The 25605-nt window shown below is 60.4% G+C and carries 22 protein-coding genes, 4 tRNA genes and 2 pseudogenes; 16 read left to right on the plus strand and 12 right to left on the minus strand.

The window, feature by feature from the left end:
• Positions 1-133: 133 nt before the first annotated feature.
• Complete coding sequence (locus HZ99_RS25990) at positions 134-541, minus strand: PA2817 family protein (RefSeq protein WP_038447188.1); 408 nt, start codon at positions 539-541, stop codon at positions 134-136.
• A gap of 77 nt (positions 542-618) precedes the next feature.
• Entirely contained in the window at positions 619-3066 is a 2448-nt protein-coding gene (locus HZ99_RS25995; RefSeq protein WP_038447190.1) for an acyl-CoA dehydrogenase, read from the minus strand.
• Positions 3067-3268: 202 nt separating this feature from the next.
• On the opposite strand from HZ99_RS25995, the gene HZ99_RS26000 reads away from it, so the two are divergent.
• The 4 genes from HZ99_RS26000 (at position 3269) to HZ99_RS26015 (ending at position 6431) form a co-directional block, all read left to right on the plus strand.
• A complete protein-coding gene (locus tag HZ99_RS26000; protein WP_038447192.1) occupies positions 3269-3928 on the plus strand; it encodes a transglutaminase-like domain-containing protein in 660 nt (219 codons plus the stop codon).
• 43 nt (positions 3929-3971) lie between these two features.
• On the plus strand, positions 3972-4589 hold the full coding sequence (locus HZ99_RS26005) for a glutathione S-transferase family protein (RefSeq protein ID WP_038447194.1): 618 nt from the start codon (positions 3972-3974) through the stop codon (positions 4587-4589).
• A gap of 133 nt (positions 4590-4722) precedes the next feature.
• Positions 4723-5655: an ABC transporter ATP-binding protein gene (locus HZ99_RS26010; protein ID WP_038447196.1), complete on the plus strand. Its 933-nt coding sequence runs from the start codon at positions 4723-4725 to the stop codon at positions 5653-5655.
• Positions 5652-6431, plus strand: a complete 780-nt coding sequence (locus HZ99_RS26015) for an ABC transporter permease (protein ID WP_029292774.1) — start codon at positions 5652-5654, stop codon at positions 6429-6431. Before HZ99_RS26010 ends, HZ99_RS26015 begins: the two co-directional genes overlap by 4 nt.
• A 145-nt stretch (positions 6432-6576) precedes the next feature.
• On the opposite strand, the pseudogene HZ99_RS29335 reads toward HZ99_RS26015, so the two are convergent.
• Positions 6577-6717: pseudogene (locus HZ99_RS29335) on the minus strand (TetR family transcriptional regulator); the annotation flags it as partial.
• 1 nt (position 6718) lies between these two features.
• Here HZ99_RS29335 and HZ99_RS29340 point away from each other — a divergent pair.
• The 3 genes and pseudogenes from HZ99_RS29340 to HZ99_RS26025 all read left to right on the plus strand — a co-directional run.
• Positions 6719-6874 (plus strand): annotated as a pseudogene (locus tag HZ99_RS29340) (MFS transporter); the annotation flags it as partial.
• 92 nt (positions 6875-6966) lie between these two features.
• The gene (locus HZ99_RS26020) at positions 6967-8121 is read left to right on the plus strand and encodes a TDT family transporter (protein ID WP_038447199.1); all 1155 of its coding nucleotides are present in this window, start codon (positions 6967-6969) and stop codon (positions 8119-8121) included.
• 67 nt (positions 8122-8188) lie between these two features.
• Positions 8189-10063, plus strand: a complete 1875-nt coding sequence (locus tag HZ99_RS26025) for an MFS transporter (RefSeq protein WP_038447201.1) — start codon at positions 8189-8191, stop codon at positions 10061-10063.
• Positions 10064-10149: 86 nt separating this feature from the next.
• Here HZ99_RS26025 and sugE read toward each other — a convergent pair whose 3' ends face one another.
• The 3 genes from sugE to rdgC all read right to left on the minus strand — a co-directional run bounded on the left by sugE (position 10150) and on the right by rdgC (position 12605).
• Complete coding sequence (gene sugE / locus HZ99_RS26030) at positions 10150-10464, minus strand: quaternary ammonium compound efflux SMR transporter SugE (protein ID WP_038447203.1); 315 nt, start codon at positions 10462-10464, stop codon at positions 10150-10152.
• A 106-nt stretch (positions 10465-10570) separates the two neighbouring features.
• Complete coding sequence (locus tag HZ99_RS26035; RefSeq protein ID WP_038447205.1) at positions 10571-11527, minus strand: bile acid:sodium symporter family protein; 957 nt, start codon at positions 11525-11527, stop codon at positions 10571-10573.
• Positions 11528-11684: 157 nt separating this feature from the next.
• Positions 11685-12605, minus strand: coding sequence for a recombination-associated protein RdgC (gene rdgC, locus HZ99_RS26040; RefSeq protein ID WP_038447207.1), 921 nt, complete (start codon positions 12603-12605; stop codon positions 11685-11687).
• 159 nt (positions 12606-12764) lie between these two features.
• Here rdgC and HZ99_RS26045 point away from each other — a divergent pair.
• Positions 12765-12840: transfer RNA gene (locus HZ99_RS26045), tRNA-Val, on the plus strand.
• Positions 12841-12859: 19 nt separating this feature from the next.
• A tRNA-Asp gene (locus tag HZ99_RS26050) sits at positions 12860-12936 on the plus strand.
• A 149-nt stretch (positions 12937-13085) separates the two neighbouring features.
• On the opposite strand, the gene HZ99_RS26055 is transcribed toward HZ99_RS26050, so the two are convergent.
• From HZ99_RS26055 to HZ99_RS26065, 3 genes are all read right to left on the minus strand, one after another.
• Positions 13086-15524, minus strand: a complete 2439-nt coding sequence (locus HZ99_RS26055; protein WP_038447209.1) for a TonB-dependent siderophore receptor — start codon at positions 15522-15524, stop codon at positions 13086-13088.
• A gap of 78 nt (positions 15525-15602) precedes the next feature.
• Positions 15603-16586: a FecR family protein gene (locus HZ99_RS26060; RefSeq protein WP_038447210.1), complete on the minus strand. Its 984-nt coding sequence runs from the start codon at positions 16584-16586 to the stop codon at positions 15603-15605.
• A 7-nt stretch (positions 16587-16593) separates the two neighbouring features.
• Positions 16594-17112 (minus strand): sigma-70 family RNA polymerase sigma factor, encoded by a 519-nt coding sequence (locus HZ99_RS26065; RefSeq protein WP_038447212.1) that lies wholly within the window; start codon positions 17110-17112, stop codon positions 16594-16596.
• Between the two features lie 201 nt (positions 17113-17313).
• Between HZ99_RS26065 and HZ99_RS26070 the strand changes: the two genes are divergently transcribed.
• Positions 17314-17389 (plus strand) — tRNA-Val (locus tag HZ99_RS26070).
• Between the two features lie 18 nt (positions 17390-17407).
• A tRNA-Asp gene (locus HZ99_RS26075) sits at positions 17408-17484 on the plus strand.
• Positions 17485-17729: 245 nt separating this feature from the next.
• Here the strand turns inward: HZ99_RS26075 and HZ99_RS26080 are convergent.
• Complete coding sequence (locus HZ99_RS26080; RefSeq protein WP_038447214.1) at positions 17730-18863, minus strand: catalase family protein; 1134 nt, start codon at positions 18861-18863, stop codon at positions 17730-17732.
• Positions 18864-18892: 29 nt separating this feature from the next.
• Positions 18893-20701, minus strand: a complete 1809-nt coding sequence (locus tag HZ99_RS26085) for a di-heme-cytochrome C peroxidase (RefSeq protein WP_038447216.1) — start codon at positions 20699-20701, stop codon at positions 18893-18895.
• Positions 20702-20959: 258 nt separating this feature from the next.
• On the opposite strand from HZ99_RS26085, the gene HZ99_RS26090 reads away from it, so the two are divergent.
• The 5 genes from HZ99_RS26090 to HZ99_RS26110 all read left to right on the plus strand — a co-directional run bounded on the left by HZ99_RS26090 (position 20960) and on the right by HZ99_RS26110 (position 23738).
• The gene (locus HZ99_RS26090; protein WP_038447218.1) at positions 20960-21688 is read left to right on the plus strand and encodes an FKBP-type peptidyl-prolyl cis-trans isomerase; all 729 of its coding nucleotides are present in this window, start codon (positions 20960-20962) and stop codon (positions 21686-21688) included.
• Between the two features lie 403 nt (positions 21689-22091).
• Positions 22092-22547 (plus strand): YkvA family protein, encoded by a 456-nt coding sequence (locus tag HZ99_RS26095; protein WP_038447220.1) that lies wholly within the window; start codon positions 22092-22094, stop codon positions 22545-22547.
• 97 nt (positions 22548-22644) lie between these two features.
• Positions 22645-22983, plus strand: coding sequence for a helix-turn-helix domain-containing protein (locus HZ99_RS26100; RefSeq protein WP_038447222.1), 339 nt, complete (start codon positions 22645-22647; stop codon positions 22981-22983).
• Positions 22980-23351 carry a hypothetical protein gene (locus HZ99_RS26105; protein ID WP_029292807.1) on the plus strand — a complete coding sequence of 124 codons (372 nt, stop codon included), beginning with the start codon at positions 22980-22982 and terminating at the stop codon, positions 23349-23351. The genes HZ99_RS26100 and HZ99_RS26105 overlap by 4 nt, the downstream gene beginning before the upstream one ends.
• Positions 23352-23738: a sel1 repeat family protein gene (locus HZ99_RS26110; protein ID WP_038447224.1), complete on the plus strand. Its 387-nt coding sequence runs from the start codon at positions 23352-23354 to the stop codon at positions 23736-23738.
• Positions 23739-23748: 10 nt separating this feature from the next.
• Here the strand turns inward: HZ99_RS26110 and HZ99_RS26115 are convergent, their stop codons facing one another.
• Positions 23749-25506 carry a bifunctional diguanylate cyclase/phosphodiesterase gene (locus HZ99_RS26115; RefSeq protein ID WP_038447226.1) on the minus strand — a complete coding sequence of 586 codons (1758 nt, stop codon included), beginning with the start codon at positions 25504-25506 and terminating at the stop codon, positions 23749-23751.
• Positions 25507-25605: the final 99 nt, after the last annotated feature.

Raw genomic sequence — 25605 nt, forward strand, 5'->3', positions numbered from 1 at the left:
AAAATGTGGGAGCGGGCTTGCCCGCGATAGCGGTGTATCAGTCAACTCATGTATCGACTGGCACTCAGCCATCGCGGGCAAGCCCGCTCCTACACAAGCCCTCTCCACACCTGGATTTTCGGTGCGTTCGGGATCAGTGCTTGGACTGGTCTTGGGGCATAGCCAGCAACTGCTTTTCCTGGTTCCAGTCGAAAGGCTCGTCGTTCTGCTCGGCTTCGAAGCGGCGTTCTTCCAGGGCCTGGTACAGGTCCAGTTCATCGTCGGGCATGAAGTGCAGGCAGTCACCGCCGAAAAACCACAGCAGGTCACGTGGCACCAGATGGGCAATCTGCGGGTAGCGCAGGATGACCTGGCTCATGATGTCCTGGCCCAGGTATTGGCTTTCGATCGGGTCGATGGGCAGCATGGCCCGCAGTTCATCAAAGCGCTCCAGGAACAACGCGTGGCTTTCCTCGGGAACCTGTTCGGCTTCGCCGACGGCAACCAGGATACTGCGCAGGTGGTCGAGCAAGACGAGATGATCGGCAACGACGTTGGACACGGGAGTAAGTCCTCATAAAGCAAAAACGGGCGCGAGAGTATATAGCTCTCGCGCCCGCTTTTATATGACCGCCGGTATTAGCGGACTCTGCCTGGTGCCTGGGCCAACTCCTCTTTGCTGAAGTCATCCACATCGATCACCTTGCGCCGTGCAGCTTCTGCGTCGCGCAGGGTCTGCGCTTCAGCTGGTTGCAGCACGCCGGCTTCCAGTGCCGCTTCGATGGCATGCTCCCCTGCGCGGGGCTTGACCTGGCCACTCTTGAGGGCGCTGTGGAGTTTCTTTTGTAGGGGATGGCTGGCACCCAGCAGGTCGTAGGCATGTTGCAACGCGCCTACCGGGTCTTGCGCCGATTGCGGGCGATAGCAGCCAGCCAGCAGCTCTTCGAGGGTCGGATCCCCCTTGGCCCGGCCAATCACTGCCGCGACCTCGGCGTCCAGTGCGTCGGACGGGCCTGTGTGGCGGCGACCGAACGGGAACACGATGACCCGCATCAGGCAGCCCAGCACTTTGTTGGGGAAGTTGCCGAGCAGTTCATCCAGCGCGCGTTCCGACTGGCCCAGGCTTTCTTCCATGGCCCAGGCAAACAGCGGCTCCAGATGGTCCGGGGAGTCGAGATCGTGGTAGCGCTTGAGCGCCGCCGAGGCCAGGTACATATGGCTGAGCACATCCCCCAACCGCGCCGACAGGCGTTCGCGACGCTTCAACTCGCCCCCCAGCAGCATCATGCTCAGGTCCGCCAGTAGGGCGAATGCGGCAGCCTGGCGGTTGAGCGCGCGGAAATAGCCCTGGCTCAAGCGGTTGCCCGGAGTTTTTTCGAAGTGGCCCAGGCCCAGGTTCAGCACCAGGGTGCTGGCCGCGTTGCTCACGGCAAAGCCGATATGTTGCATCAGTAGCCCATCGAACTCCTTGAGGGCCTGATCGCGGTCTTCACGGCCAGCCAGGGCCATTTCCTTGAGCACGAACGGGTGGCAACGGATTGCCCCCTGGCCGAAGATCATCAGGTTGCGCGAGAGGATATTCGCGCCTTCGACAGTGATGAAGATCGGCGCCCCTTGCCAGCTGCGGCCCAGGTAATTGTTGGGCCCCATGATGATGCCCTTGCCACCGTGCACGTCCATGGCATGGCTGATGCATTCGCGGCCGCGCTCGGTCAGGTGGTACTTGAGGATTGCCGAGAGCACCGAGGGCTTTTCCCCCAGGTCGACGGCATTGGCGGTGAGCATCCGCGCGCTGTCCATCAGCCAGGCATTGCCGCCGATACGGGCCAGGGCTTCCTGGATGCCCTCGAAGGCCGAGAGTGGCACGTTGAACTGCTCGCGCACTTGGGCGTACTGGCCGGTCACCAGGCTGGTGAACTTGGCGGCGCCAGTGCCCACCGCCGGCAGGGAGATCGAACGGCCTACCGACAGGCAGTTCATCAGCATCATCCAGCCCTTGCCGAGCATTTCCTGGCCGCCGATCAGGAAGTCCAGGGGAATGAAAACGTCCTTGCCGGAGTTGGGGCCATTCATGAACGCGGCGCCCAGGGGCAGATGGCGACGGCCGATTTCCACGCCGGGGGTGTCGGTGGGGATCAGCGCCAGGCTGATGCCCAGGTCTTCTTCTTCACCCAGCAGGTGGTCCGGGTCATGGGCCTTGAAGGCCAGGCCGAGCAGGGTCGCGACCGGTCCCAGGGTGATATAGCGTTTTTCCCAGTTCAGGCGCAGGCCAAGGGTTTCCTTGCCTTCCCATTCGCCTTTGCAGATTACCCCGGTGTCGGGCATCGCACCGGCATCGGAACCGGCCAGCGGGCCAGTCAGGGCAAAGCACGGGATGTCATCGCCACGGGCCAGGCGTGGCAGGTAGTGGTTGCGTTGCTCATCGGTGCCGTAGTGCAGCAGCAGTTCTGCCGGGCCCAGGGAGTTGGGGACCATTACCGTGGAGGCAAGGTCGCCGCTGCGGGTTGCCAGTTTCATCGCCACCTGGGAATGGGCGTAGGCCGAAAAGCCCTTGCCACCGAACTCCTTGGGGATGATCAGGGCAAAGAAGCCATGTTGCTTGATATGGTCCCAGGCTGCCGGTGGCAGGTCCATGGCCTGGCCGATTTCCCAGTCGGTGACCATGGCGCACAGCTCTTCGGTGGGGCCGTCGATAAAGGCCTGTTCTTCTTCGGTCAGTTGCGCCTTGGGGTAGGCCAGCAGCTTGTCCCAGTCGGGGCGGCCGCTGAACAGTTCGCCGTCCCACCACACGGTACCGGCGTCAATGGCATCGCGCTCGGTCTCGGACATCGGCGGCAAGACTTTCTGGAACCAGTTGAACAGCGGTGCGGTGAAGTACTGGCGGCGCAGGTCGGGCAGCAGCAGCGGTGCAGCGACCGCCGCCAGCAGGGCCCAGAACACCAGCAGCAGCCAGCCCGGCGCATGGCTGAAGGCGCCCATCGCCAACAGGTAGACGGCGACCACGCCCAGGGCGGGCAGGGGGGCGGTACGACGGTGTGCCAGGTAGGCAATGCCGAGCACCAGAACCAGTATCCACAACAACAGCATATTCAATCCTCCGTGAAACCAGGGGCAGAAGCACCCTCAGAGCTTAGTCGGCATCCGAAAAAGCGGTGCCTGAGGGTGTTACGTGGTGTGGCGGGAAGTGCTCTTCAGTCACAGGCAGCAGGCCCCGACATTTGGCCGAATCGTCGTTATCCCTCGGTCGGGCCTGTGGTTAGACTCCAGGCTCGCCTCGGAGAAAATTCCCATGAATGCGTACTTGAGTCCCAGCCGCTTCATCGATAGTGACCACCCTGCGGTGGTGGAGTTCGCCGAAAAACATCGCGGTTCGAGCCAGGATCCCCGTGACCAGGCAGTCAGTCTCTACTACGCCGTGCGTGAAGCGGTGCGCTACAACCCTTACACCTTCAGTCGCGATCCGCAAACCTTGTGTGGCAGCTACGCCCTGGCGGCGGGCCAGAGCTATTGCGTGCCCAAGGCCACCCTGCTGGCGGCCTGCGCCCGGCATTGCGGCATACCGTCGCGTATTGGCCTGGCGGATGTGCGCAATCATTTATCGACGCCGCGCCTGATCGAGCTGCTCAAGAGTGATGTGTTCGCCATGCACGGCTACACCGAGTTGTATCTGGACGGGCGCTGGGTCAAGGCGACGCCGGCGTTCAACCAGCAACTGTGCGAACTGTTCGATGTCCCCCCCCTGGATTTCGACGGGGTCAATGACAGTGTTTTCCACCCATTCAACCGCCAGGGCCGGCGTTCCATGGAGTATGTGGTGGACCATGGGCAATTTGCCGAGGTGCCCGAAGAATTCTTCTTTGCGCACATAAAGAAATGTTACCCACACCTGTTTGGCGAGCAGTCGCCGCAATTGTTAGGTGATATGCAGAGCGATTTGAGTCAGGGCTGAACCGGCGTATGCTGCTGCGGCATTCATCCACTGGGAGGCGGTCATGCTGAAGATCTGGGGTCGTAAAAATTCGTCAAACGTCAGGAAGGCACTCTGGTGCGCCGAGGAACTCGGCCTGGACTATGAGGCAATTGATGCGGGCGGGGCCTTTGGTGTGGTCGATACGCCGCAGTATCGGGCGTTGAACCCTAATGGCCGGGTGCCGATGATCGAGGACGGCGAGTTTGTGTTGTGGGAGTCCAACACGATCGTGCGTTATCTGTGCGCCAAACAGGCGTCGAACTGGTACCCCACGGATCTGCAGGCGCGAGCCAACGCCGAGAAGTGGATGGACTGGACCACTTCGACCTTTGCCGAACCGTTCAAGATTGTGTTCTGGGGCATTCTGCGGACCCCGGCCGATCGGCAGAACTGGGACAACATCCATGCCGGGCGCAATGCCTGCATCGAGGTGTTGAAAACCGTGGACCAGGCACTGGCCGAGCAGCCCTACCTGTCCGGCAACGAGATCGGCATGGGTGATATTCCCCTGGGCAGCTTTATCTATGCCTGGTTCGAGATGCCTATCGAGCGTCCGTCCATGCCCCATCTGGAGGCGTGGTACCAGCGCTTGCAGCAACGCCCGGCCTATCAGAAAGCGGTGATGACCGCGTTGACTTAATACTGACTATTAATACAGGTGACTGTACTTGTACGGCGCCGGCAAGCACCATGCCTGCCGGCGCTGTGGTTGTATTTCGTATGGCACGCCCTTATCTATTCTTCCTATTCCCTTCCTTGGTGCGTAATCCGATATGAGTTCCGCTCTGTCCATCCGGCAGCTAACCAAAACCTACGGCAACGGTTTCCAGGCCCTGAGTGGTATCGATCTGGATGTCGCCGAAGGTGATTTCTTTGCCTTGCTTGGCCCCAACGGTGCCGGCAAGTCGACCACCATCGGCATTCTGTCGACCCTGGTCAACAAGACCAGTGGCACCGTGAATATCTTTGGCCATGACCTGGATAAATCCCCCGCCGCGCTCAAGCGCAGCATCGGCGTGGTGCCCCAGGAGTTCAACTTCAACCAGTTTGAAAAGACCTTTGATATCGTCGTGACCCAGGCCGGTTACTACGGCATCCCGCCGAAGATCGCCAAGGAGCGTGCCGAGCAGTACCTGACCCAATTGGGGCTGTGGGACAAGCGTGACGTGCCATCGCGCTCCCTGTCCGGCGGCATGAAGCGACGCCTGATGATCGCCCGCGCCCTGGTGCACGAGCCACGCTTGCTGATCCTCGACGAGCCGACGGCGGGGGTCGATATTGAGTTGCGTCGCTCGATGTGGACGTTCCTTACCGAACTGAACCAGAAAGGCATCACCATCATCCTCACCACCCATTACCTGGAGGAGGCTGAACAGTTATGCCGCAACATCGGCATCATCGACCACGGCACCATTGTCGAGAACACCAGCATGCGCAACCTGCTGGGCCAGTTGCATGTGGAGACGTTCGTGCTCGACTTGAAGAACAATCTGTCGGAGCCACCGCAGCTGATTGGCTACCCAACCCGCCTGGTAGACAGCCATACGCTGGAAGTCCAGGTCGATAAAGCCGTAGGCATCACCGCGCTGTTCAGCCAGTTGGCCCTGCAGAACATTGAAGTGTTGAGCCTGCGTAACAAAACCAATCGCCTTGAGGAGCTGTTCGTGTCCCTGGTGGAGAAAAATCTGGCGAAGGTGGCGGTATGAGTTCCGAGTTCCAACCCAACCTGGTAGCGCTCAATACCATCGTCTACCGCGAAGTGAAGCGCTTCATGCGCATCTGGCCGCAAACCTTGCTGCCGCCGGCGATCACCATGGTCCTGTATTTCGTGATCTTCGGGAACCTGATCGGTCGACAGATCGGCGATATGGGTGGCTTCACCTACATGGAGTACATTGTGCCGGGGCTGATCATGATGTCGGTGATCACCAACTCCTACGGCAACGTGGTGTCGAGTTTCTTTGGCAGCAAGTTCCAGCGTTCCATCGAAGAGCTGATGGTTTCGCCGGTGTCGCCGCACACCATCCTGATTGGCTACACCCTGGGCGGCGTACTGCGCGGCTTGATGGTCGGGGCGATTGTGACGGTGCTGTCGATGTTTTTCACCGACCTGCAGGTGCATCACCTGGGGGTGACGATCCTGGTGGTGGTGCTGACAGCGACGATCTTCTCGCTGCTGGGCTTTATCAACGCAGTGTTTGCGCGCAACTTCGATGACATTTCAATCATCCCGACCTTTGTGTTGACGCCGCTGACCTACCTGGGCGGGGTGTTTTATTCGATCACCTTGCTGCCGCCATTCTGGCAAACGGTGTCGATGGCCAACCCGGTGCTGCACATGGTCAACGCCTTCCGCTACGGGATCCTGGGTGTGTCGGATATCAAGATCAGCGTGGCGATCACCTTCATGATCGTGGCGACGGTGGTGTTGTACATCGGGTGCGCACGGTTGCTGGTGAGTGGGCGTGGGATGCGTACCTGAGCAAGGTCTAAAAATGTGAGAGCGGGTTTGTGTGGGAGCGGGCTTGCTCGCCAATGCGTTGGGTCAGCCAATACATGTACTGACTGGCACAGCGCATTCGCGAGCAAGCCCGCTCCCACATTTGGATTTGTGTGCTGCCCTGGCAACGCTCCAGAATCACCTGTAACTGCCCACCCAGAATCGTCACGCAGTACCCCGGCGTCTGGCTGCACTGCGCATCGCGCATCATATTGCGCCCCGGTTCCGAGTTCATCTCGTCCAGGTACTGTTCAGTCCAGGCGCGCGGGGCGTTTTGCCTGCCGTCTTTGTTGGCAGGCAATCTGACCCGCAGTTTTGGCCTGATCGCCGCCACTGATGGCTACGGTGTGGTGCTGATTGTATTGGCGCTTGGCGCTCTGTTTGGCTTGATGAAGCAAGTACCGATCAAGGCTTCATATAGGTAAAATAGATAACAGTTAGAGATATTACCCGTTATATAGATATTCGCTTGGCTTCTATCATGGGCTCAACCTCATACGAGGAAGAGGATTGAGCCATGACGTGCCCCAATAGCATCACCCCCAACTACAAATTGTTCAGCCACCTGGCCGCTCCCAGGGAAGTGATTCGCCAGTTCACCCCCAACTGGTTCGCCGCCACCATGGGGACCGGCGTGCTGGCGTTGGCCCTGGCGCAATTGCCGGTACAACTGCCGGGTGTCTATGCCATCGCCGAAGGGCTGTGGCTGCTGACGATCTTTCTGTTTGTGTTGTTCAGCGGTTTGTACGCGGCGCGTTGGGTGATGTTTTTTCACGAAGCGCGGCGAATTTTCGGGCATTCCACCGCCTCGATGTTCTTTGGCACCATCCCCATGGGCCTGGCGACCATCATCAATGGTCTGCTGTTGTTTGGCCTGCCGCGCTGGGGTGAGGGTGTGGTGCCACTGGCTGAGGCGCTATGGTGGCTGGACGTGGCCATGGCCCTGGCATGCGGGGTGTTGATCCCGTTCATGATGTTTACCCGCCAGGAACACAGCATTGATCAGATGACTGCGGTCTGGCTGCTGCCGGTAGTGGCTGCCGAAGTCGCGGCGGCCAGTGGTGGCCTGTTGGCGCCGCACTTGGCTGACGCCCATTCACAATGGGTAATGTTGGTGACCAGCTACGTGCTCTGGGCGTTTTCCCTACCGATAGCATTCAGCATTCTGACGATCCTGATGCTGCGCATGGCCCTGCATAAACTGCCCCACGCCAATATGGCCGCGTCGAGCTGGCTGGCCCTTGGCCCGATCGGCACGGGGGCTCTGGGCATGTTGTTGCTGGGCCAGGATTCGCCAGCGATTTTCGCCGCCAATGGCTTTGCCGGTATCGGTGAGATTGCTGCAGGCCTGGGGCTCGTTGCCGGCATCACCCTATGGGGGCTGGGCTTGTGGTGGATGTTGATAGCGGTGCTGATCACCCTGCGTTACCTGCGCGCCGGCATTCCGTTCAACCTGGGCTGGTGGGGCTTCACCTTCCCGCTGGGGGTCTATGCCCTGACTACCTTGAAACTGGGCAGCACCTTGCACCTGGCGTTTTTCAGCGTGACCGGCAGCGTACTGGTGGCCGCACTGGCCCTGATGTGGCTGGTGGTCAGCAAGCGCACCGTGCAGGGGGCGTACAAAGGTGAGCTGTTTGTTTCACCGTGCATTGCAGGAGTGGGGAATAAGTAAGCAGGATTAGGTAAAGTCGTGGCCTGAAAAATCAATAAAGCCTTCAGGCCACGCAGGAACACGGACGATGAGTCACCCCTCGCAATTCACCTTGCTGCGCAAACGGCGCTTTCTGCCGTTTTTCATCACCCAATCCTTGGGCGCGTTCAACGACAACATCTTCAAGCAGTCGTTGATCCTCGCCATTCTCTACAAGCTGGCCATCGAGGGCGACCGCTCTATCTGGGTCAATCTGTGCGCCTTGCTGTTTATCCTGCCCTTCTTCCTGTTCTCGGCCCTGGCCGGGCAGTTTGGCGAAAAATTCAACAAGGATGCGTTGATCCGTGCGATCAAGATCGGTGAAATCGTGATCATGGCCATCGGCGCCGTGGGCTTTATGACCAATCACCTGGAATTGATGCTGCTGGCGTTGTTTGCCATGGGCACCCACTCGGCGCTGTTTGGCCCGGTGAAGTACTCGATCATGCCGCAAGCGTTGCACGAAGAAGAGTTGGTCGGCGGCAACGGCCTGGTGGAGATGGGCACGTTCCTGGCGATTCTCGCCGGGACTATCGGCGCCGGGGTCATGATGTCCTCTGCGCACTACGCACCAGTGGTGTCCACGGCGATTGTCGCGATTGCGGTACTGGGCTACCTGGCCAGCCGGGGGATCCCGCGGGCAGCAGCGTCCAGCCCCGAGATGCGCCTGGACTGGAATATCTTCAGCCAATCCTGGGCCACCTTGCGCCTGGGCCTGGGGCAGACGCCCGCTGTGTCGCGTTCGATTGTCGGCAACTCGTGGTTCTGGTTTGTCGGGGCGATCTACCTCACGCAAATCCCCGCCTACGCCAAAGAGTGGCTGTATGGCGATGAGACCGTGGTGACCCTGATCCTCACGGTGTTCTCGGTGGGTATCGCCCTGGGTTCGATGCTCTGCGAAAAACTCTCCGGGCGTAAGGTGGAAATCGGCCTGGTGCCCTTTGGTTCGTTCGGCCTGACGGTATTTGGCCTGTTGCTGTGGTGGCATTCCGACGGCTTCCCGCAGAACGTCCAGGCCAACGACTGGTTGGCGGTGTTGGGTTATGGCCAGGCCTGGTGGGTGTTGTTCGATATCCTTGGGCTGGGAGTATTTGGTGGTTTCTACATCGTGCCACTGTACGCCTTGATCCAGTCGCGTACCGCCGAGAACGAGCGGGCGCGGGTGATTGCCGCGAACAATATACTCAATGCGCTGTTCATGGTGGTCTCGGCGATTTTCACCATCCTGCTTCTCAGCGTGGCCAAGCTATCGATCCCCGAGCTGTTCCTGGTGGTGTCGCTGCTTAATATCGCGGTCAACACCTACATCTTCAGGATTGTTCCCGAGTTCACCATGCGCTTCATGATCTGGCTGCTCGGCCACTCCATGTACCGCGTGCAGCATCGCGACCTGCAATACATCCCGGATGAAGGGGCGGCGTTGCTGGTGTGCAACCATGTGTCGTTTGTCGATGCACTGCTGATGGGTGGCGCGGTGCGTCGGCCGATTCGCTTTGTGATGTATTACAAGATCTACCGCTTGCCAGTGCTCAACTTTATCTTCCGGACAGCGGGCGCGATTCCGATTGCCGGGCGCCATGAGGATTTGGACACCTACGAAAAGGCCTTCCAGCGCATCAGCCAATACCTGAAGGCTGGCGAGCTGGTGTGCATCTTCCCGGAAGGAAAATTGACCGCCGACGGCGAGATGAATGAGTTCAAGAGTGGGGTGACGCGGATTCTTGAGGAGACGCCGGTACCGGTGATTCCCATGGCGTTGCAGGGGTTATGGGGGAGCTTCTTCAGCCGCGATCCGAACAAAGGGATCTTTCACCGGATCTGGTCGCGGGTGACGTTAGTGGCGGGGCCGCCGTTGGCGGTGGAGGCGGCTACGCCGCAGGCGTTGCAGGCGCAGGTGCTGGCACTGCGTGGCAGCACCCGGTAGGCGCCTGGCTTGCCAGCGATGGCGCCCGACAATCCAGCACAGGATTCAAGGGCTTCATCGCCGGCAAACCGGCACCTACGACGGCATCAGGCGCTGACTTTGAGGCCGATCAACCCGGCAATGATCAGGGCCACACTGGCCAACCGAAACAGCGCCATGGACTCCCCAAACAGGATAATCCCGGCAATCACCGTGCCCACTGCGCCGACGCCGGTCCAGATGGCATAGGCGGTACCCAGTGGCAACTCCTTCATGGCCAGCCCCAGCAGGCCAAGGCTGACGGCCATGGCGCCAATCGTCAGGGCGGTGGGCAGCGGCTTGCTGAAGCCGTCGGTGTACTTCAGGCCGATGGCCCAGCCAACTTCAAACAGCCCGGCGAAAAACAGAATGACCCAGGACATAAAGACCTTCCTTTTAGACGTGGGGCCGTCCCCGGATTGAATGCTCGAACGAGTCGTGGGGTCGTCCCCGCGAAGGCTCGTAGAGTGCCGAAAAGCGCGCGCCCGATCAAGTTTCGGCGAGGATCCTGCGATCTTCCTTTTCACTCATCCGGCGGAAATACGTCGACAGCAACGCCCCGGAAATATTGTGCCAGACGCTGAACAGCGCACTGGGTACCGCCGCCAGTGGCGAGAAGTGCGCACTGGCCAGTGCGGCGCCCAGCCCCGAGTTCTGCATGCCTACTTCCAGTGCCAACGACTTGCGTTGGGCCAGCGGCAGCTTGAACACGCGGCCGGTAAAGTAGCCCAGCAAGTAGCCGAAGCTGTTGTGCAGTATCACCACCGCCATGATCAGCAGGCCTGATTCGGCAATCTTCGCCTGGCTCGCCGCGACCACCGCCGCGACGATAATCACGATACTCACCACCGAGACCAATGGCAGCACATCGACGGCATGCCGCACGCGATCACCCAACAAGCGTTGCGCCAATACCCCGAGGACGATGGGTAGCAGCACCACTTGCAGGATCGACCAGAACAGCTCCATGAACGACACCGGCAGCCACGCCGAGGCCAGCAGCCAGATCAGTGCCGGGGTCAGCAACGGGGCGAGGAGGGTGGTAACGGCGGCGATGGCCACCGACAGCGCCAGGTCGCCCCGGGCCAGCCAGGTCATCACGTTGGATGAAGTGCCGCTTGGGCAGCAGCCGACCAGGATCACGCCGACGGCAATTTCCGGTGGCAGCTGGAAGGCCTGGCACAGCAACCAGGCCACGCCGGGCATGATCACGAAGTGCGCGACCACCCCCAGGGCCACACGCCACGGGTGGCGTGCGACCTCGGCGAAATCTTCAAGTTTGAGGGTCAGGCCCATGCCGAACATCACCAGGCCCAGCAGTGGCACGATGGCGCTTTTCAGGCCGATAAACCAACTGGGCTGGAGGAACGCGACCACGGCAAAGATCAGCACCCAGTAGGCGAAGGTATTGCCGACGAAACGGCTCAAGGCGGCGAGTGCGCGCATGGCGGTGTCCTTATTATTAGAAAGGTAACCAGGGTGGAAACCGGATCAAATGTGGGAGCGGGCTTGCTCGCGAAGGCGGAGGGTCAGTCAATTGTTCATCAACTGACCCTCCGCCTTCGCGAGCAAGCCCGCTCCCACATTTTGATCTTCACACGGCTTAGATACCTTGCGGGGTCTCTTCACCGCCCAATGCTTCCACCAACGCCGGCAGGAAGTCGCCAAAGGTCAGCATCATCAGGGTAAAGCTGGCATCCAGTTGGCCCAGGGCTTCGTCGCCGCCGTCCTGTTCGGCCTGGTCTTGCAGCAGGTCTTCGAACTTCAGGCGCTTGACCGTCATCTTGTCGTCGAGCATGAACGACAGCTTGTCCTGCCAGGCCAGGGACAGTTGGGTCACGACTTTGCCGGTGGTCAGGTGCAGTTGGATTTCTTCGCCGGTCAGGTCCTGGCGCTTGCAGCGCACGATGCCGCCGTCTTCGTGGGTGTCGCGCAGTTCGCACTCGTCGAGGACGAAGAAGTCATCAGCCGGTTTCTGGGTGGTGACCCAGTCGGTCATGATCGCGGTGGGTGCGGTTTTCACGGTCAGCGGGCGTACCGGCAGGGTGCCGATCACTTCACGCAGGGTCGACAGTAAATCTTCGGCGCGCTTGGGGCTGGCCGAGTTGACCAGGATCAGGCCCTGTTTCGGCGCGATGGCGGCGAAAGTCGACGAGCGCCGGATAAAGGCGCGGGGCAGGAAGGCCTGGATGATTTCATCCTTGATCTGGTCCCGCTCCTTTTTATAGACCTTGCGCATTTGCTCGGCTTCGATCTCTTCGACCTTTTCCTTCACCGCATCACGCACCACGCTACCCGGCAGGATGCGTTCTTCCTTGCGTGCGGCGATCATCAGGAAATCACCACTGACGTGCACCAGGGGCGCATCTTCACCTTTACCGAAAGGCGCGACGAAGCCGTAAGTGGTCAACTCCTGGCTTGCACAAGGGCGCGCCGGTTTGGTGGCCATTGCAGTTTCCAACGCCTCGGCATCAACAGGCAGATCTTGGGTCAGGCGATAGATAAGCAGGTTCTTGAACCACATGGGGTGAGTCTCTCCTTTATACAAAGTGGGGCATTATTCTCTTGATAACGCCTGAGGCCAACCCTGCCTAAGCCATTGGAAGGGCTGAAAAAAAAGATTTAAGAAAGTGCTTGCCAGACTTGGGGACGCTCCGTAGAATGCGCGCCACACCGAAACGAAGGGTGATTAGCTCAGCTGGGAGAGCATCTGCCTTACAAGCAGAGGGTCGGCGGTTCGATCCCGTCATCACCCACCATTCGCTTCATGTGTTACGCGCAGCGGTAGTTCAGTCGGTTAGAATACCGGCCTGTCACGCCGGGGGTCGCGGGTTCGAGTCCCGTCCGCTGCGCCATATTCGGTAACTTGGAACACTGAACGCCAGGTCACCACAGGAAGCCCGCTCATCGAGCGGGCTTTTTGCTGCCTGGGGTTTGCTAAAACCTTCGGCCAAAAAAACGCCCCCGGTCATTTCCGATGACCGGGGGCGTTTTTTATGGGGTTTTAGAAATCCCAGCGCGTGGTGACCATGAAATTACGCGGTTCACCGTAGGCGGCAGAGTTATAGAAGCCGATATTGGTGTAGTAGGACTTGTCGAAGATGTTATTGACGTTCAGTGTCGCTGACAGGTTCTTGGTGACCTGGTAGCGGGTCATCAGGTCCACCAGCCAGTAGGCCTCCTGGGAGAACTCTTCGTATCCGTTATGAGGCGTGTTGTAGATATCCTGCCAGCCCACGCTCTGCCAGCGCACGCCACCGCCGACGGTCAACTTGTCGAGGTTGCCCTTGAGCTTGTAGGTGGTGTACAGCTTGATCTGGTCTTCAGGCTCGAACGTGGAGATCTTCACGTCTTTGTCATCGCGCACAATCTTGTGGGTATAGCCGGCCTGAAGCTGCCAGCCGGGGGCAATCTCGCCGGACATTTCCACTTCATAGCCCTTGGTCACCGCCTTGCTGCTCTTGTAGGCGTAGTTGGACGGCTGGGGCTTCTGGTTGTTGTACGCGTCATCGGACAGCGCGCGATTGGATTCATGGATTTCAAAGTACGCCGCGCTGGCGTTCACCCGGCCGTCGAGGAAGTCGGCTTTCACGCCCAATTCCCAGTTCTGCCCTTCATCCGGCTCAAGCAGCTTGTTTTCCCGGTCGCGGTTGTAGTTTTCCTGGGGCATGAAGATATCGGTGTAGCTGGCATATACCGAGTAGGTGTCGTTCAAGTCGTAGACCGCGCCAACATATGGTACGAAGCGACCGGACTCGCGATAACTGGGGTTATAGCCGGTGACCTGATAGTTGACCAGGCGCCCGCCCAGCAGCAGCTTGAGGTCATCGGCCAGGTTCAGGCGCGTGGTCACATACGCGCCGGTCTGGCGGATGGTGTCGTCGATCAGCGATTGTGCATTGCCCCAGTCCGGCATCGCGCCGTGGCCATGCCAGTTATTGAAGTCGACCATGTTCGGGTCGAGGTTCCAGTAGCCTTTGCCTTTCCATTGTGAGGCGCTGATCGAGCCGCCCAATACCAGTTCGTGCTCACGCCCGCCGAAGCTGAACGGGCCACTGACATATAGGTCGGCCGAGTCGCTGACGGTTTCCCCGGTGTACTTGCCCGAGGTCAGGTGCGCGCTGCCGTCGGGTTGCGGCTGATCGCCCTGGATCGAACCCATCAGTGCGTGATAACCGTTGATCTTGTGGTCCAGTTGCAGCTTGGTCACCCAGCCATTGCCCAGGTCGTGTTCGAGCATGGCGAACACGGTACGGGTGTATTGCTCCCAACTGCTCCAGTCGGCGGCGTTGTTGAACGAGCGCTTGACCTTGTTGCGATCCCCCTTGGAGTTGATCAGCGGGAAGCTGCCTGACCAGGAGGAGCCCTTGGGCAGCGTGTCCTGGTAGTCACCGCCGACGGTCAGCAGGGTGTCCGGCGACAGGTCGAACTCCATGATGCCGTAGTACGTCGGACTCTTGCGCGAGTAATGGTCCATGAACGAGTGCTTGTCCTGGTAGGCGGCAACCGCCCGGCCACGCACATGGCCGCTCTCGGTCAGCGGGCCGCTGACGTCCAGTTCGCTGCGGTAATTGTCCCAGGAGCCGGCGCCGAGCGTGGCATGCCCCTGGAAGTCGGCGGTGGGTTTCTTGCGCACCAGGTTGATCGTCGCACCCAGTGAGCCGGCGCCGGTGAGCAGGCCGGTGGCCCCCTTGAGCACTTCGACGCGGTCGTAGATCGCCATGTCACTCAAGGTGTTGCCGGCGGAGTAGGCAACGTTGCGCGCCGTCGAAGGGATGCCGTCGTACTGGAAGTTATTGATCGAAAAACCGCGGGCGTAGTAGTTGCTGCGCTCGCTGTCGAAGGCCGACACGGTGATGCCCGGCGTATGGCGCATCACATCGTCGACGTTGTTCAGGCCGAAGTCATCCATGTGCTGGCGCGTAACAACGCTGACGGACTGCGGAGTTTCCTTGGGCGTCAATACCAGGCGCGTCGCGGTGGCGATGCTGCCAGGCGTGTAGGAGCCGCTGTCTTCGGTGACGTTACCCAACTGGTTGCCGCTGACCTGTGTCGGGCCCAACTCCAGGGTGCCGTTGCTGGCAGCAGGCGCGGGTTGCAGGGCATACACCTGATCGCCCTTTATCGCAACGTAGCCGCTGCCTTGCAGCAGCCGGTCGAAACCGTCCTGTATCCCGTAGTTGCCTTGCAGGCCAGGCCCTTTGAGGCCTTCCAGTTCCCGGGACTGGAACACAATGGCCACGCCGGCCTGCTGGGCGAAACGGTTGAGCGAGCTGCCCAGTGGTCCGGCGGGAATGTTGTAAGCCTGGGCGGCGGTGCTGGCCGTATCCGCCTGGGCCGGGTTGATTTGCAATGCGCCAACGGTGGCGGCGAGCAAAGCCAGGGAAAACGGCGCGCTTCTCAGCAGGCCAGAGCGCCCACGCGGGTAGGAAGGGGTGTGCATGGTAAAGGCAATCCTTTATGTGTCGAACTACCTTGCTTGACGGGCAACGGCGCAAAAACCGGAAGCAAATGCGAATAATTATTTATTGGGTGTTGGCGCGGGGGTTACGACGATCAGCCATGGCGTAAAGGTGCGCACGTTTATCGGCAGGGTTTTTGCCAGTAATTGCAAGGCGTGGTCGCTGTCATCCAGCGGGATCACGGCTGATACCCGCAGGCCCTGTAGCGCGGCACGATCAAATTGCAGGCGGCCTGCGCGGTGCCGCGAGATTTCGTCCAGGACCTCGGGCAATGGCCGGTTTTCCACCACCAGTTGATGCCGGCGCCAGGCTTCGTTGATGCTCGCCGGGTCGATGCTGCCGATCAGGCGGACGCTGTCGTTGCTGATCAGGGCCTGGGCGCCGGCGGCCACTTCCAGGGTCTGCCGGGCATCGGCGCTGTGTGCGGCCACGCGGGATTCGAGCAGGGTCAGTACGGTGCTATCGCCCTCGCGCTTGACCACAAACCGCGTGCCCAGTGCGCGCATGCTGCCTTGGGCGGTCTGTACGATGAACGGCCGCGCCTGATCGTGGGCCACGTCCACCAGGATCTCGCCTTGCAACAGTTCGATGCGCCGTTGTGTGGCGTCGAAATGCAGGTTGGCCGCGCTGATGCCGTTCAGGCTCAGTGCCGAACCGTCCGCCAGAGTCAGGGTTTGCCATTGGCCCGGGCCGTTGCGCACGTCAGCCATCCACTGCCGGGGATAAGGGCTAACGAGCAGTGCCGCTGTGGGAATTGCCAGGCTGCAAGCCAGCAGCAGGGCACGCAGTGCATTTGTGTTGCGACGCGTTTTTTTATCGGCGAAGGCCGCATTCAGTGCTGCCCGTGCCGGGGACTTTTTCCCGCGCAGGGCCTGCATCCGTGAAATCACCGCTTCCATGCGTGCGGCGGCCGCGGCGTAGTGCGGGCCTTGTTGTTTCCAGCACTCGAACGCCAGGCGCTGTGCCTCGGTCATCTCGCCGTCATGCAGGCGCAGCATCCACTCGGCAGCTTGTTCTTCGATCTGTTGGCGGGCGTCGGGCATGGGGGCGTCAGGTGTCCATGCTATGGCCGCAATGCATCAGGGCCTGGATCAGGTATTTGCGCACGGTACGTTCCGAGAGTTTGAGCTGACGGGCGATCTGTTGTTGGGTCAGTTCTTCCAGGTAATAGAGCACAAACGCCTGGCGCGAATACTCATGCATGCCTTCGAGGATAAACGCGATCTGTTCCAGGGCCTCAAGGGTGGTGTGGATCTGCTCCGGCGACTGGAATCCCTCCAGCGCGTCTACCGTCAGCGCCAGCTCCTGCAGGTAGGCCTGTTCGATCTGCCTGCGCCGGGCCTGGTCGATGATCAGTCGCCGGGCGGTGGTGCTCAGATAGGCCCTGGGTTCACGGATCGTCGCCACCGACTCACGGGTGTTCAGGATGCGTGCGAAAGTGTCCTGTGCCAGGTCGGCGGCGTTGTGCCGACAGCCCAACTTGCGCCGCAACCAGGTGAGCAGCCAGCCATGGTGCTCGCTGTAGAGCTGGGTTATTTCCCGTTGGAATGGCGGTTCACCCACAGACATAGGCGCGGCTCAGGTGTTATTGAGAATGGTTTCTAATTGTGGGGCCGGGGCCGGGTAAACACAAGAGACCCGCGTTTACACGCTACAAGCGCCGTTTTTCCGGGGTGTAGGTTGCCGACGGAAAGATATTTCAAATAAATTGCATTTAAATCAACACATTGCAGTTTTTTCGTATATGATGCGCCCCGCACCGAACGTAAAGGGTGATTAGCTCAGCTGGGAGAGCATCTGCCTTACAAGCAGAGGGTCGGCGGTTCGATCCCGTCATCACCCACCATTACGTCCAATGCTACGCGCAGCGGTAGTTCAGTCGGTTAGAATACCGGCCTGTCACGCCGGGGGTCGCGGGTTCGAGTCCCGTCCGCTGCGCCATATTCGGAAACCTGGAATACTGAACGCCAGGTCACCACACAAAGCCCGCTCACTGAGCGGGCTTTTTTGTGCCTGGAATTTTGCGACCAGGGACAAATCCTCCCATACACGTTGACCTACACCCACGCGAAGAGGCGCCAGCATGCCGGCGATGGCGTCCGATAAAACACCGTAGGGTGTCAGGTAACCAGCGTCATCGTTAACGAACATCGCGGGCAAGCCCGCGAGGCGTTCGCTTCAAAAGATCAGGGGGTGTTGCGGCTATGCCGATAGTCACTCACCGCCTCGTACACCGCCTTGCGCAGCCGGTTGATCCCCCCAATCGGCCGGTGTTCCTCTATGCCAAACCAGGGGTTGAATGACTGGTTGTCGCAGGCCAGGTTCAAGGCCTGGGTATCGAAGTCCTGCGCCGGAATGCGGATCTTTGCCACGCTCTCGTAGGGCGCGTCGCTTTCCTTCCATTCGATGCTGGTGTCTTCGATGGGCATGTATTTCTGTGGGTTCTGGCGTTGGATCTGCAACACAAAGCAGGCATCGACCCGGTCGGTGGACAGTTGCTGGCTCAAGGCGCTGCGCAAGAAGTTCGGCAAGTCCTGGTTCTGCTTGGGCAAGCTGTATTGCGGGCAGCTTTGCGGGTCTGGGGCGACGCGGAACTTGGCGTTGGCGGTGCCGAACTTGTAGGGCGATACCGAAAAATACGTTGCCTCGGTCGGGCTGGCCGGTGCCGGTGCGAGTGTGGCCAGGGCGATAAACAGATGCCGTACCTGCCAGCTGCGCGGGTCGAGGCTGGGGAAAAACGCCATGGCTTTCTTGCCATCGGCCTGGGCCCCGACGTTCTGCGCGTATTCCGCCACGTCGCTGACGAAGAAATTGGGGTGGCTGAACATCACAAAGTCCTGCTCGGCGCGGGCTTGCTGGTCGGCCAGCAGTTGCTTGCCCGGCACGTCCAGCAACTTGATCGCCATGCCGCGGGCGTCGCGGATGCTATCGAACTGAGGATAAGCGTTGCCGTTGGACAGGCGCATCATCGCCTGCCAGGTCTTGCCCGGCTCGGCGAACACCCCCTGGCGCAGCGCCGGGTCAAGGTCCGGCAGCACACTGACTTCGGCCTTCACGCAACCGTGGGCCTTGGCATGGGCATCACGCAGGTAACGGGTGCCTTCGCGATGCTGGTCGACGATGCGCACTGCCGTCTGAATGATGCCTTGGGTCATGGCGGCTTCCCCCGGTGGAATCTGTTCCTCTGCCGACACCGGGCCGCGGTGATGCCAGGTGAACCACAGGGTCGACAGCAACCAGCCGAGCAGGCCCAGGCCTACCAGCCATAACAGCGTCTTGCCGAGAAACGCGCCGAGGCGCAGCCACAGTCGAGCGAGCATGGAGCGGTCCTTGTGTCGAAATGGGGAAGTCATGGCAGTTGCTGCTCCAGCGGGCCGCCCAGTACTTTCAGGTATTCCAGCAGGGCCCAGCGCTCCTCAGGTTCCAATCCCCGGCCAATGACCCCGTTGCCGCGCTTGCCCGCGCGAAATTCGTGGCCGCTGTTGTGGTTGCCGGTGATGTTCGTATCGAACAGGAACGCGTTTTTAAAGGCCTCGGTGCGATAGCCCAGGTGACGCGGGTCGTAGTCGAAGGTGCCTTTATAGAAGGTGCGGCTGCGCTCGTACTGGGGTGAAAGCAACTGGTAGAGCGTGGGCACCGAGCCGTTGTGCAAGAACGGCGGCGTGGCCCACACCCCAGCCAGCGGCCGGGCCTTGTAGGCGCGCAGTTCGCGCACCCCGATGGGCAGGCCGTAGCCGTCCAGGCGCGGGCGTTCGGCCGGGGTGATGCCGGCGGCGCGGTAGGCGTGCTCTTCGACAAACGCGGTGACATAAGCCAGGCCCTTGGCCACGGACAGGCTGCGCAGGTTCAGCGGTTCAGTCGGCGTGGGATGCAGTTCGACGTTCAACTGTGCCAGCTCGGCCGGGTCCCATTGCAGGGCACTGAGGTCGTAGCGCTGGTCGGCAATGTTGCTGGCAGTGCCAGGGTCTGTGCCGATGTAGTCCACCGGCAGCATTTTCAGCTGCTGCACCGCACGCCCGTTGACCTCGGTTACGCTGGGTACATGGCAGGCTGCGCAGTTTTGCGCGAACAGCACGCGGCCACGGGCGGCCAGGGGCTTGTCGATGGCGCCGAACAGCGCTTCAGGCCAAACCGGCGGCTTGAGCCGTTGCAGGGTTTCTTCGATCAGGTTCAGGTCGCGCACCCGCACGCTGGAAGGGTAGCGTGCATCGCCCTTGAGGGGCTGGCCAGCGCTGTCGAAGAACGCCAGGGTCGCGCCTACGCCCAAGGCCTCACCGATGTTGCGCGCCATGGGTTGCTGGGCCGAGCCGTTCCATTGCACCCAGTCGAAGGTCCACATGTCCCACAGCTGCGGGTAGTCCACCGGCGCGTTGGCGATACGGTAGTTGTCCGGCGAAATGGCGTCGCCAAAGCTGGCGTTGGCAATGCGGCCGAAAGCGTCGGTGCGCCCCGGGCCTTCTTCGGTGGGGTAGAGGCCACGGTGGGTATCGTTCCAGGCCACCTTGAGGAAGTTGTCCAGGGATTTTTTGAAGTCCTGGCGCAACTGATCGTACTGGGCGTCGTATTGGTCCCCCAGCACACTGTGGGCAAAGCGCCGGAACTTCAGCGGGTTGTAGTAGGTGGAAGCGAGGCTGGCCACCAGGGCCTGGCCGAAGCTGCCGCCGCGCAGGGTCGGCACACTGGAGGGCAGTACATGCTGGGCTGAGCCACCGTCGATGCGCAGGGCCTGGCCATTGAAGTGCAACTCGCCGGTGTGGCAGGCGGCACAGGTGATATCGAGAAATTCATCATTGCTGCCGGCATTCTTGTGTCGGGTGAAGCCCACGGGCAGGTTGCCGGGGTTCTGGGCTGTGGCCTGTTGTCGCGGGTCTACGAGGAAACCGAAGCGCGCCAGGTTGGCCGGCTCGGCAAAGCGCTGCTCGGAAAACGGCAGCTCCAGCGCGGTGAACCAGTTGTAGCGCAGGCCCTTGACCTGGGTGCCCTGGGGGGTGAAGTAGTAGGCCTGGCGGTCGGCAGCGCTCCATTGGTCCTGGTAGTGCACCTGCTGTACCGGCACGTAATCCGGCAGCTTCGGGTTGGCCACGTAGTAAAGGATCACGGCCAGCGCGAGTCCCATAAGTGACAGGATCAGGAGTAAAACACGGGAAAAAATGCGCAAGATAACTATCCTTGTCGAGTTGTTGCGTCCTTATGCCACTGAGCGCGGCAGGCGGCAAGTAGCCATGATCCGTCTACGCAGGCGGCTTTTGGTACGCCGGCTGTCCTTCGCCGGGCTTTGGGGCAGATGAAAATGCTTTTAAACACGTGAACTTATCAGAAGTTTCCTGCTCACATGCCGGTAGCCATTGGTCGTGGCCGCCTGATAAGCTCGCGACTTTATTCGAATGCCCTTTTGGCGCATGAACAAGGAAATAGCATGAAACAGCATCGGTTGGCGGCGGCGGTGGCCCTGGTTAGCCTGGTACTTGCGGGTTGTGATTCGCAAACCAGCGTAGAGCTGAAAACCCCGGCGCAGAAAGCTTCCTACGGTATCGGCCTGAACATGGGCAAAAGCCTGGCTCAGGAAGGTATGGATGACCTGGACTCCAAGGCAGTTGCCCAAGGCATCGAAGATGCCGTCGGCAAGAAAGAACAGAAGCTGAAGGACGAAGAACTGGTCGAAGCGTTTTCCGCACTGCAAAAGCGTGCTGAAGAACGCATGACCAAGATGAGCGAAGAGTCGGCAGCTGCCGGCAAGAAATACCTCGAAGACAATGCCAAGAAAGACGGCGTAGTCACCACCGCTTCCGGCCTGCAATACAAGATCGTGAAGAAGGCCGAAGGCGCCCAGCCCAAGCCTACCGACGTCGTGACTGTGCACTACACCGGCAAGCTGACCAACGGCACCACCTTTGACAGCTCCGTGGAACGCGGTAGCCCGATTGACCTGCCGGTCAGCGGCGTGATCCCGGGTTGGGTCGAAGGCCTGCAACTGATGCACGTGGGCGAGAAGGTCGAGTTGTACATCCCGTCCGACCTGGCCTACGGCGCCCAGAGCCCGAGCCCGGCGATTCCAGCCAACTCCGTACTGGTCTTCGACCTGGAGCTGCTGGCAATCAAGGACCCGGCCAAGGCCGACGCTCCTGAGGCACCGGCTGCCAAGTAAGCCGCTGCTGAACACCCAACGCCCCGTTTATACGGGGCGTTGTTGTTTCTGGCGCCCGCAGAGTTTTTTAGGAGCCGGCTTGCCGGCGAAAAACGTCAACGACAACGCGGAGTGTCTGATACCCCGCGTCGTTCTCAGGTTTTCGCCGGCAAGCCGGCTCCTGCAGGAAATCAGAACGAACGCCCGCGACTTAGAGCAGTCTGATGCTATACATCGGCACGGCTAGCCGCAGATATCCCCCAAGTCAATGAAATCTTGGGATTTTTTTATGTGCGCAAAAAACGCCCGATCTGACTCTGGGCCTTGTATTACGTGGCTTTCAGCCGCGAAAATGGCCTCTGTTCACAAGGTTATCCACAAGTTGTGTGGATAACCTTTTCTCTCGCCTGGAACTGGAGTGACGATGAAAGCACCCTGGAATTTCACCCGCTTCCTGCCATTGGCCGCACGCCTGATTGGGCGTGGGCGCCTGCCGACCCTGTTGTTCGCGGTTGCTGCCAAAGGTTCAAGCCAGGGCAACCGCCTGGGCAAGCTCAAGGACGACCTCAAGCTGCTCCAGGCGCTGTGCCTGGCCTACTGGCGCGGCGAGTACCGGGCCATCAGCCCCAAGGCGCTGATATCGGTGGTTGCGGGCCTGATGTACTTCCTCAGCCCGATTGATGCGATTCCGGACTTCTTGCCGATGTTCGGCATGCTCGATGACATTGCGGTACTGGCCTGGGTCATGAAGTCCCTGGATGGCGAGTTGAATGCCTTCCGCGCCTGGCGTGAACGCCAGCGCCCGGAGAAGTTGGTGGTGGTCGAGCGCTTGCCCGCCACGCCACAGCTTCTGGAGCAGGAAAATCCGAAAAAAAACTGAACGTGCGGATTATCCCCATGCGCTCTTTGTGGCTGTTAGGATTACACTCCTAAGGAAAGTACTTACTTCGTAAGTGTTGTGATCCTACGGGGCAGTCATGGATATACAAATCATTTCACGGGATGGCGAGCCCGAATACGCGGTGCTGCCATGGGCTGACTACCAGGCGCTGTTAACAGCCGCCGGCCTGCAGCAACCAGCCACTCCTTCTGTACAGACCCCTCACGCCGCTGCCGAGCAGGATCTACGCCCCCTGGAACACTTGCGCAGCCTGCGCGAAGCCAAGGGCCTGGCTATCGAGGTATTGGCCCGCACGGTAGGCATCAGCCCGTCCTATCTGGGGTTGATTGAAAGGGGTGAGCGCCAGCCGGATGCTGCGATCCGTCGCAGCCTGGCCTGGGAGTTGGGGATTGCGGGTTGGAGGGATGAAATGTGAGTGTGCGCATCAGCCGTCAACATTGGGATGGATTGCTCAACGAACTTGATCAGGCCCGTCGCCAACGACATCTTTTGACCTATCGTGCATTGCTTGAGCGCCTGCAGTTTCCGACGCCGGCGATGCAGACCCTGACCGCTGCCCTGGAACACCTGGCTGCCCTGGATGCCAAGGCGGAGCAACCCTTGCGCAGTTCCCTGGTGATCAGCCAGGGCGCGAGCCGGTTGCCGCGTACCGGTTTTTTTGAATGTGTCGAGCGCCTTGGGCGTTTTTGCGGACCGTCCGATGGCGTCGCAGCGGCGTCCTGGCATGCCTCGGAAGTGGTCCGTGTGTTCGAGTACGAATATCCTGAGTCAGCGGAGGCCTGAGTGTTCTGGAAGCTCAAAGCGTATGCCAGCTATTGGCTGGCACGCAGATTGTTTCATTGGTCGTGGTTTGTGCGTCAGCCTCGGGGCTGGCACTGGCTGGAGGGTCAGTTTGCGCGCATGGCCAACCTGGGTAATGTCGAGGCACAAAGTTTTTATGGGCATATCCTGACCTTTCGTGGCCAAGGGCTTGGCGCGCGGGAAGAAGGCGTGCGCTTGCTGCGCCTGGCGGGGCAGGCGGGGGATGGCAAGGCGGCTTATCAAGTGGGGGTGCTGAGCCTGGCGGGGAGCCTGGGCAAGGCGCCGGACCCTGCAGAAGCCGCGCGCTGGTGGGCCATCGCCGCCAAGGCTGGGCATCCGCTTGCGCAAATACGCCTGGAACAACTGTAGGAGCCGGCTCCTATAGGAGTTCGCGGCTGTCGATTACGTGGATGCTGTAACCGGCAACATCCTTGGCGTGATGCTTGGCCTGGGAGGCCAGTTCCGCCAATTGGCTGGCATCCAGGAGCCCACAGCTCAACGGATGCAGATGCACCACGCCAATGGACAACGACAGCAAGGCAAACTCCTGGCGCAGCCCCTGGCGATTCAGGGCGATAAAACAGCCCGCGTCCAAATGCTCGCTACGGTAGAAGCGCCGGCACTGGGTCTGGAAGTCATCCACCAACTGATTGAGGCGCTTGCGCCAATCCTGGGCGCCCAACACCAGTAAAAAATCATCGCCGCCAATATGTCCGACAAAATCCCGGCTGGGGTCCACCCGGTCGTTCAGGCACTGCGCCAGGCACAGCAACACTTCATCCCCACGGCCATAGCCGTAGATATCGTTGAACGGCTTGAAGCTGTCGATATCCACATAACAAATCACCGATTCACGCTGTTGCTGCAACAGCCGTGTCAGGCATTGCTGGATCGGTACGTTGCCCGGCAGCAGGGTCAGCGGGTTGGCGTAGCGCGCCTGTTGGATTTTCAGTTCGGTAATCAGCTTGAGTACGTCAATCACCCGGCCCAATCCCAGGTAGTTGCCGTTCTGGGTGATGATGAAATCTTCTTCGATACGTTGCCGAGCCCGGCTGGTCAGCAGGCGGCTGACCTGTTGCAGCGACTGGCTCAACTCTACGGCCAGGAAGTCGTCGCTCATCAAGCGACTGATGGGCTTGCGCGCAAACAGGTCGGTGGCGAACGGCTTGAGCAGGGCGTCGGACAGCGAGTGCCGATGCACGATCCCGATAGGCTGGCCGCGTCCATCCAGCACCGCCAGGGAGTTGAGGTTGGCCTGGCTGCGAAAGGCTTCCAGCACTTTGGCGGTCGCGGTGTCCTGGGCCACGGCCGGTTGCTCGTTGAGCAGGGCGCTGAGGTCACTGGCTTCCTCGTTGAGCGAGACGCTGGTGCTGTCGGGCTTGGCCAACATCAATCGCGCTTCGGTCGGCGGATGCTCCTGGGGGCGGCACAGCAGGTAGCCCTGGATCAGGTCCACGCCCATTTCCGTGAGCACCGCCAGTTCTTCCGGTAATTCGATGCCTTCGGCAATCACCTGCGCGCGCGACGCCCTGGCGATCTGCAGGATCGAGCCGACAAACTCGCGCTTGAGCGCATCCTGATGAATGCCGTCGATAAAATGCCGGTCGATCTTCACGTAGTCCGGGCGCAACTCGGACCACAAGCGCAGGCTGGAGTAACCGGCGCCCAAGTCATCCAGTGCAATCGAAAAACCCATGTCACGGTAGTGGTGCAGGGCGGTTTGCAGCAGTTGGAAGTCGTCGGTCGGGGCTTGTTCCGTGAGTTCGATCACAATCTGGCTGGGGGCGATTCCGTGCTCGCGCAGCATATGCAGGGTGCGCCCCGGTTGATGGGTGGTCTCCAGCAGGGATTCTGGCGAGACGTTGAGAAACAGCTTGCCCGGCAGATTCTGCTCACTGAAGCGTTTGCAGGCGCTCTGCCGGCAGGCCATCTCCAGTTCATTCAGGCGCCCGGCCTGGCGTGCCACCGAAAACAACGCGAGAGGCGAGTGCAGTGGGCTGTTGGACGGGCCGCGGCTCAGGGCTTCGTAGCCAAGGATGCGGCGTTCGCAGAGGCTGATGATGGGTTGGAACAGACTGTGCAAACTGCCTTGAGCCAAGATGGAGCCCAAGGCATTCAGCTGTTCGGTCATGGTCATGATGATCTCGGTCGAAAAAAAAGGACCGGTGCCTGGGGCGCCGGTCCTTCATTTCACGACAGAATGATGTCTATTTGATGACGCTCAGTGGGGCGGCAA

Source organism: Pseudomonas fluorescens (genome assembly GCF_000730425.1).
Taxonomy (GTDB): Bacteria; Pseudomonadota; Gammaproteobacteria; order Pseudomonadales; family Pseudomonadaceae; genus Aquipseudomonas; species Aquipseudomonas fluorescens_X.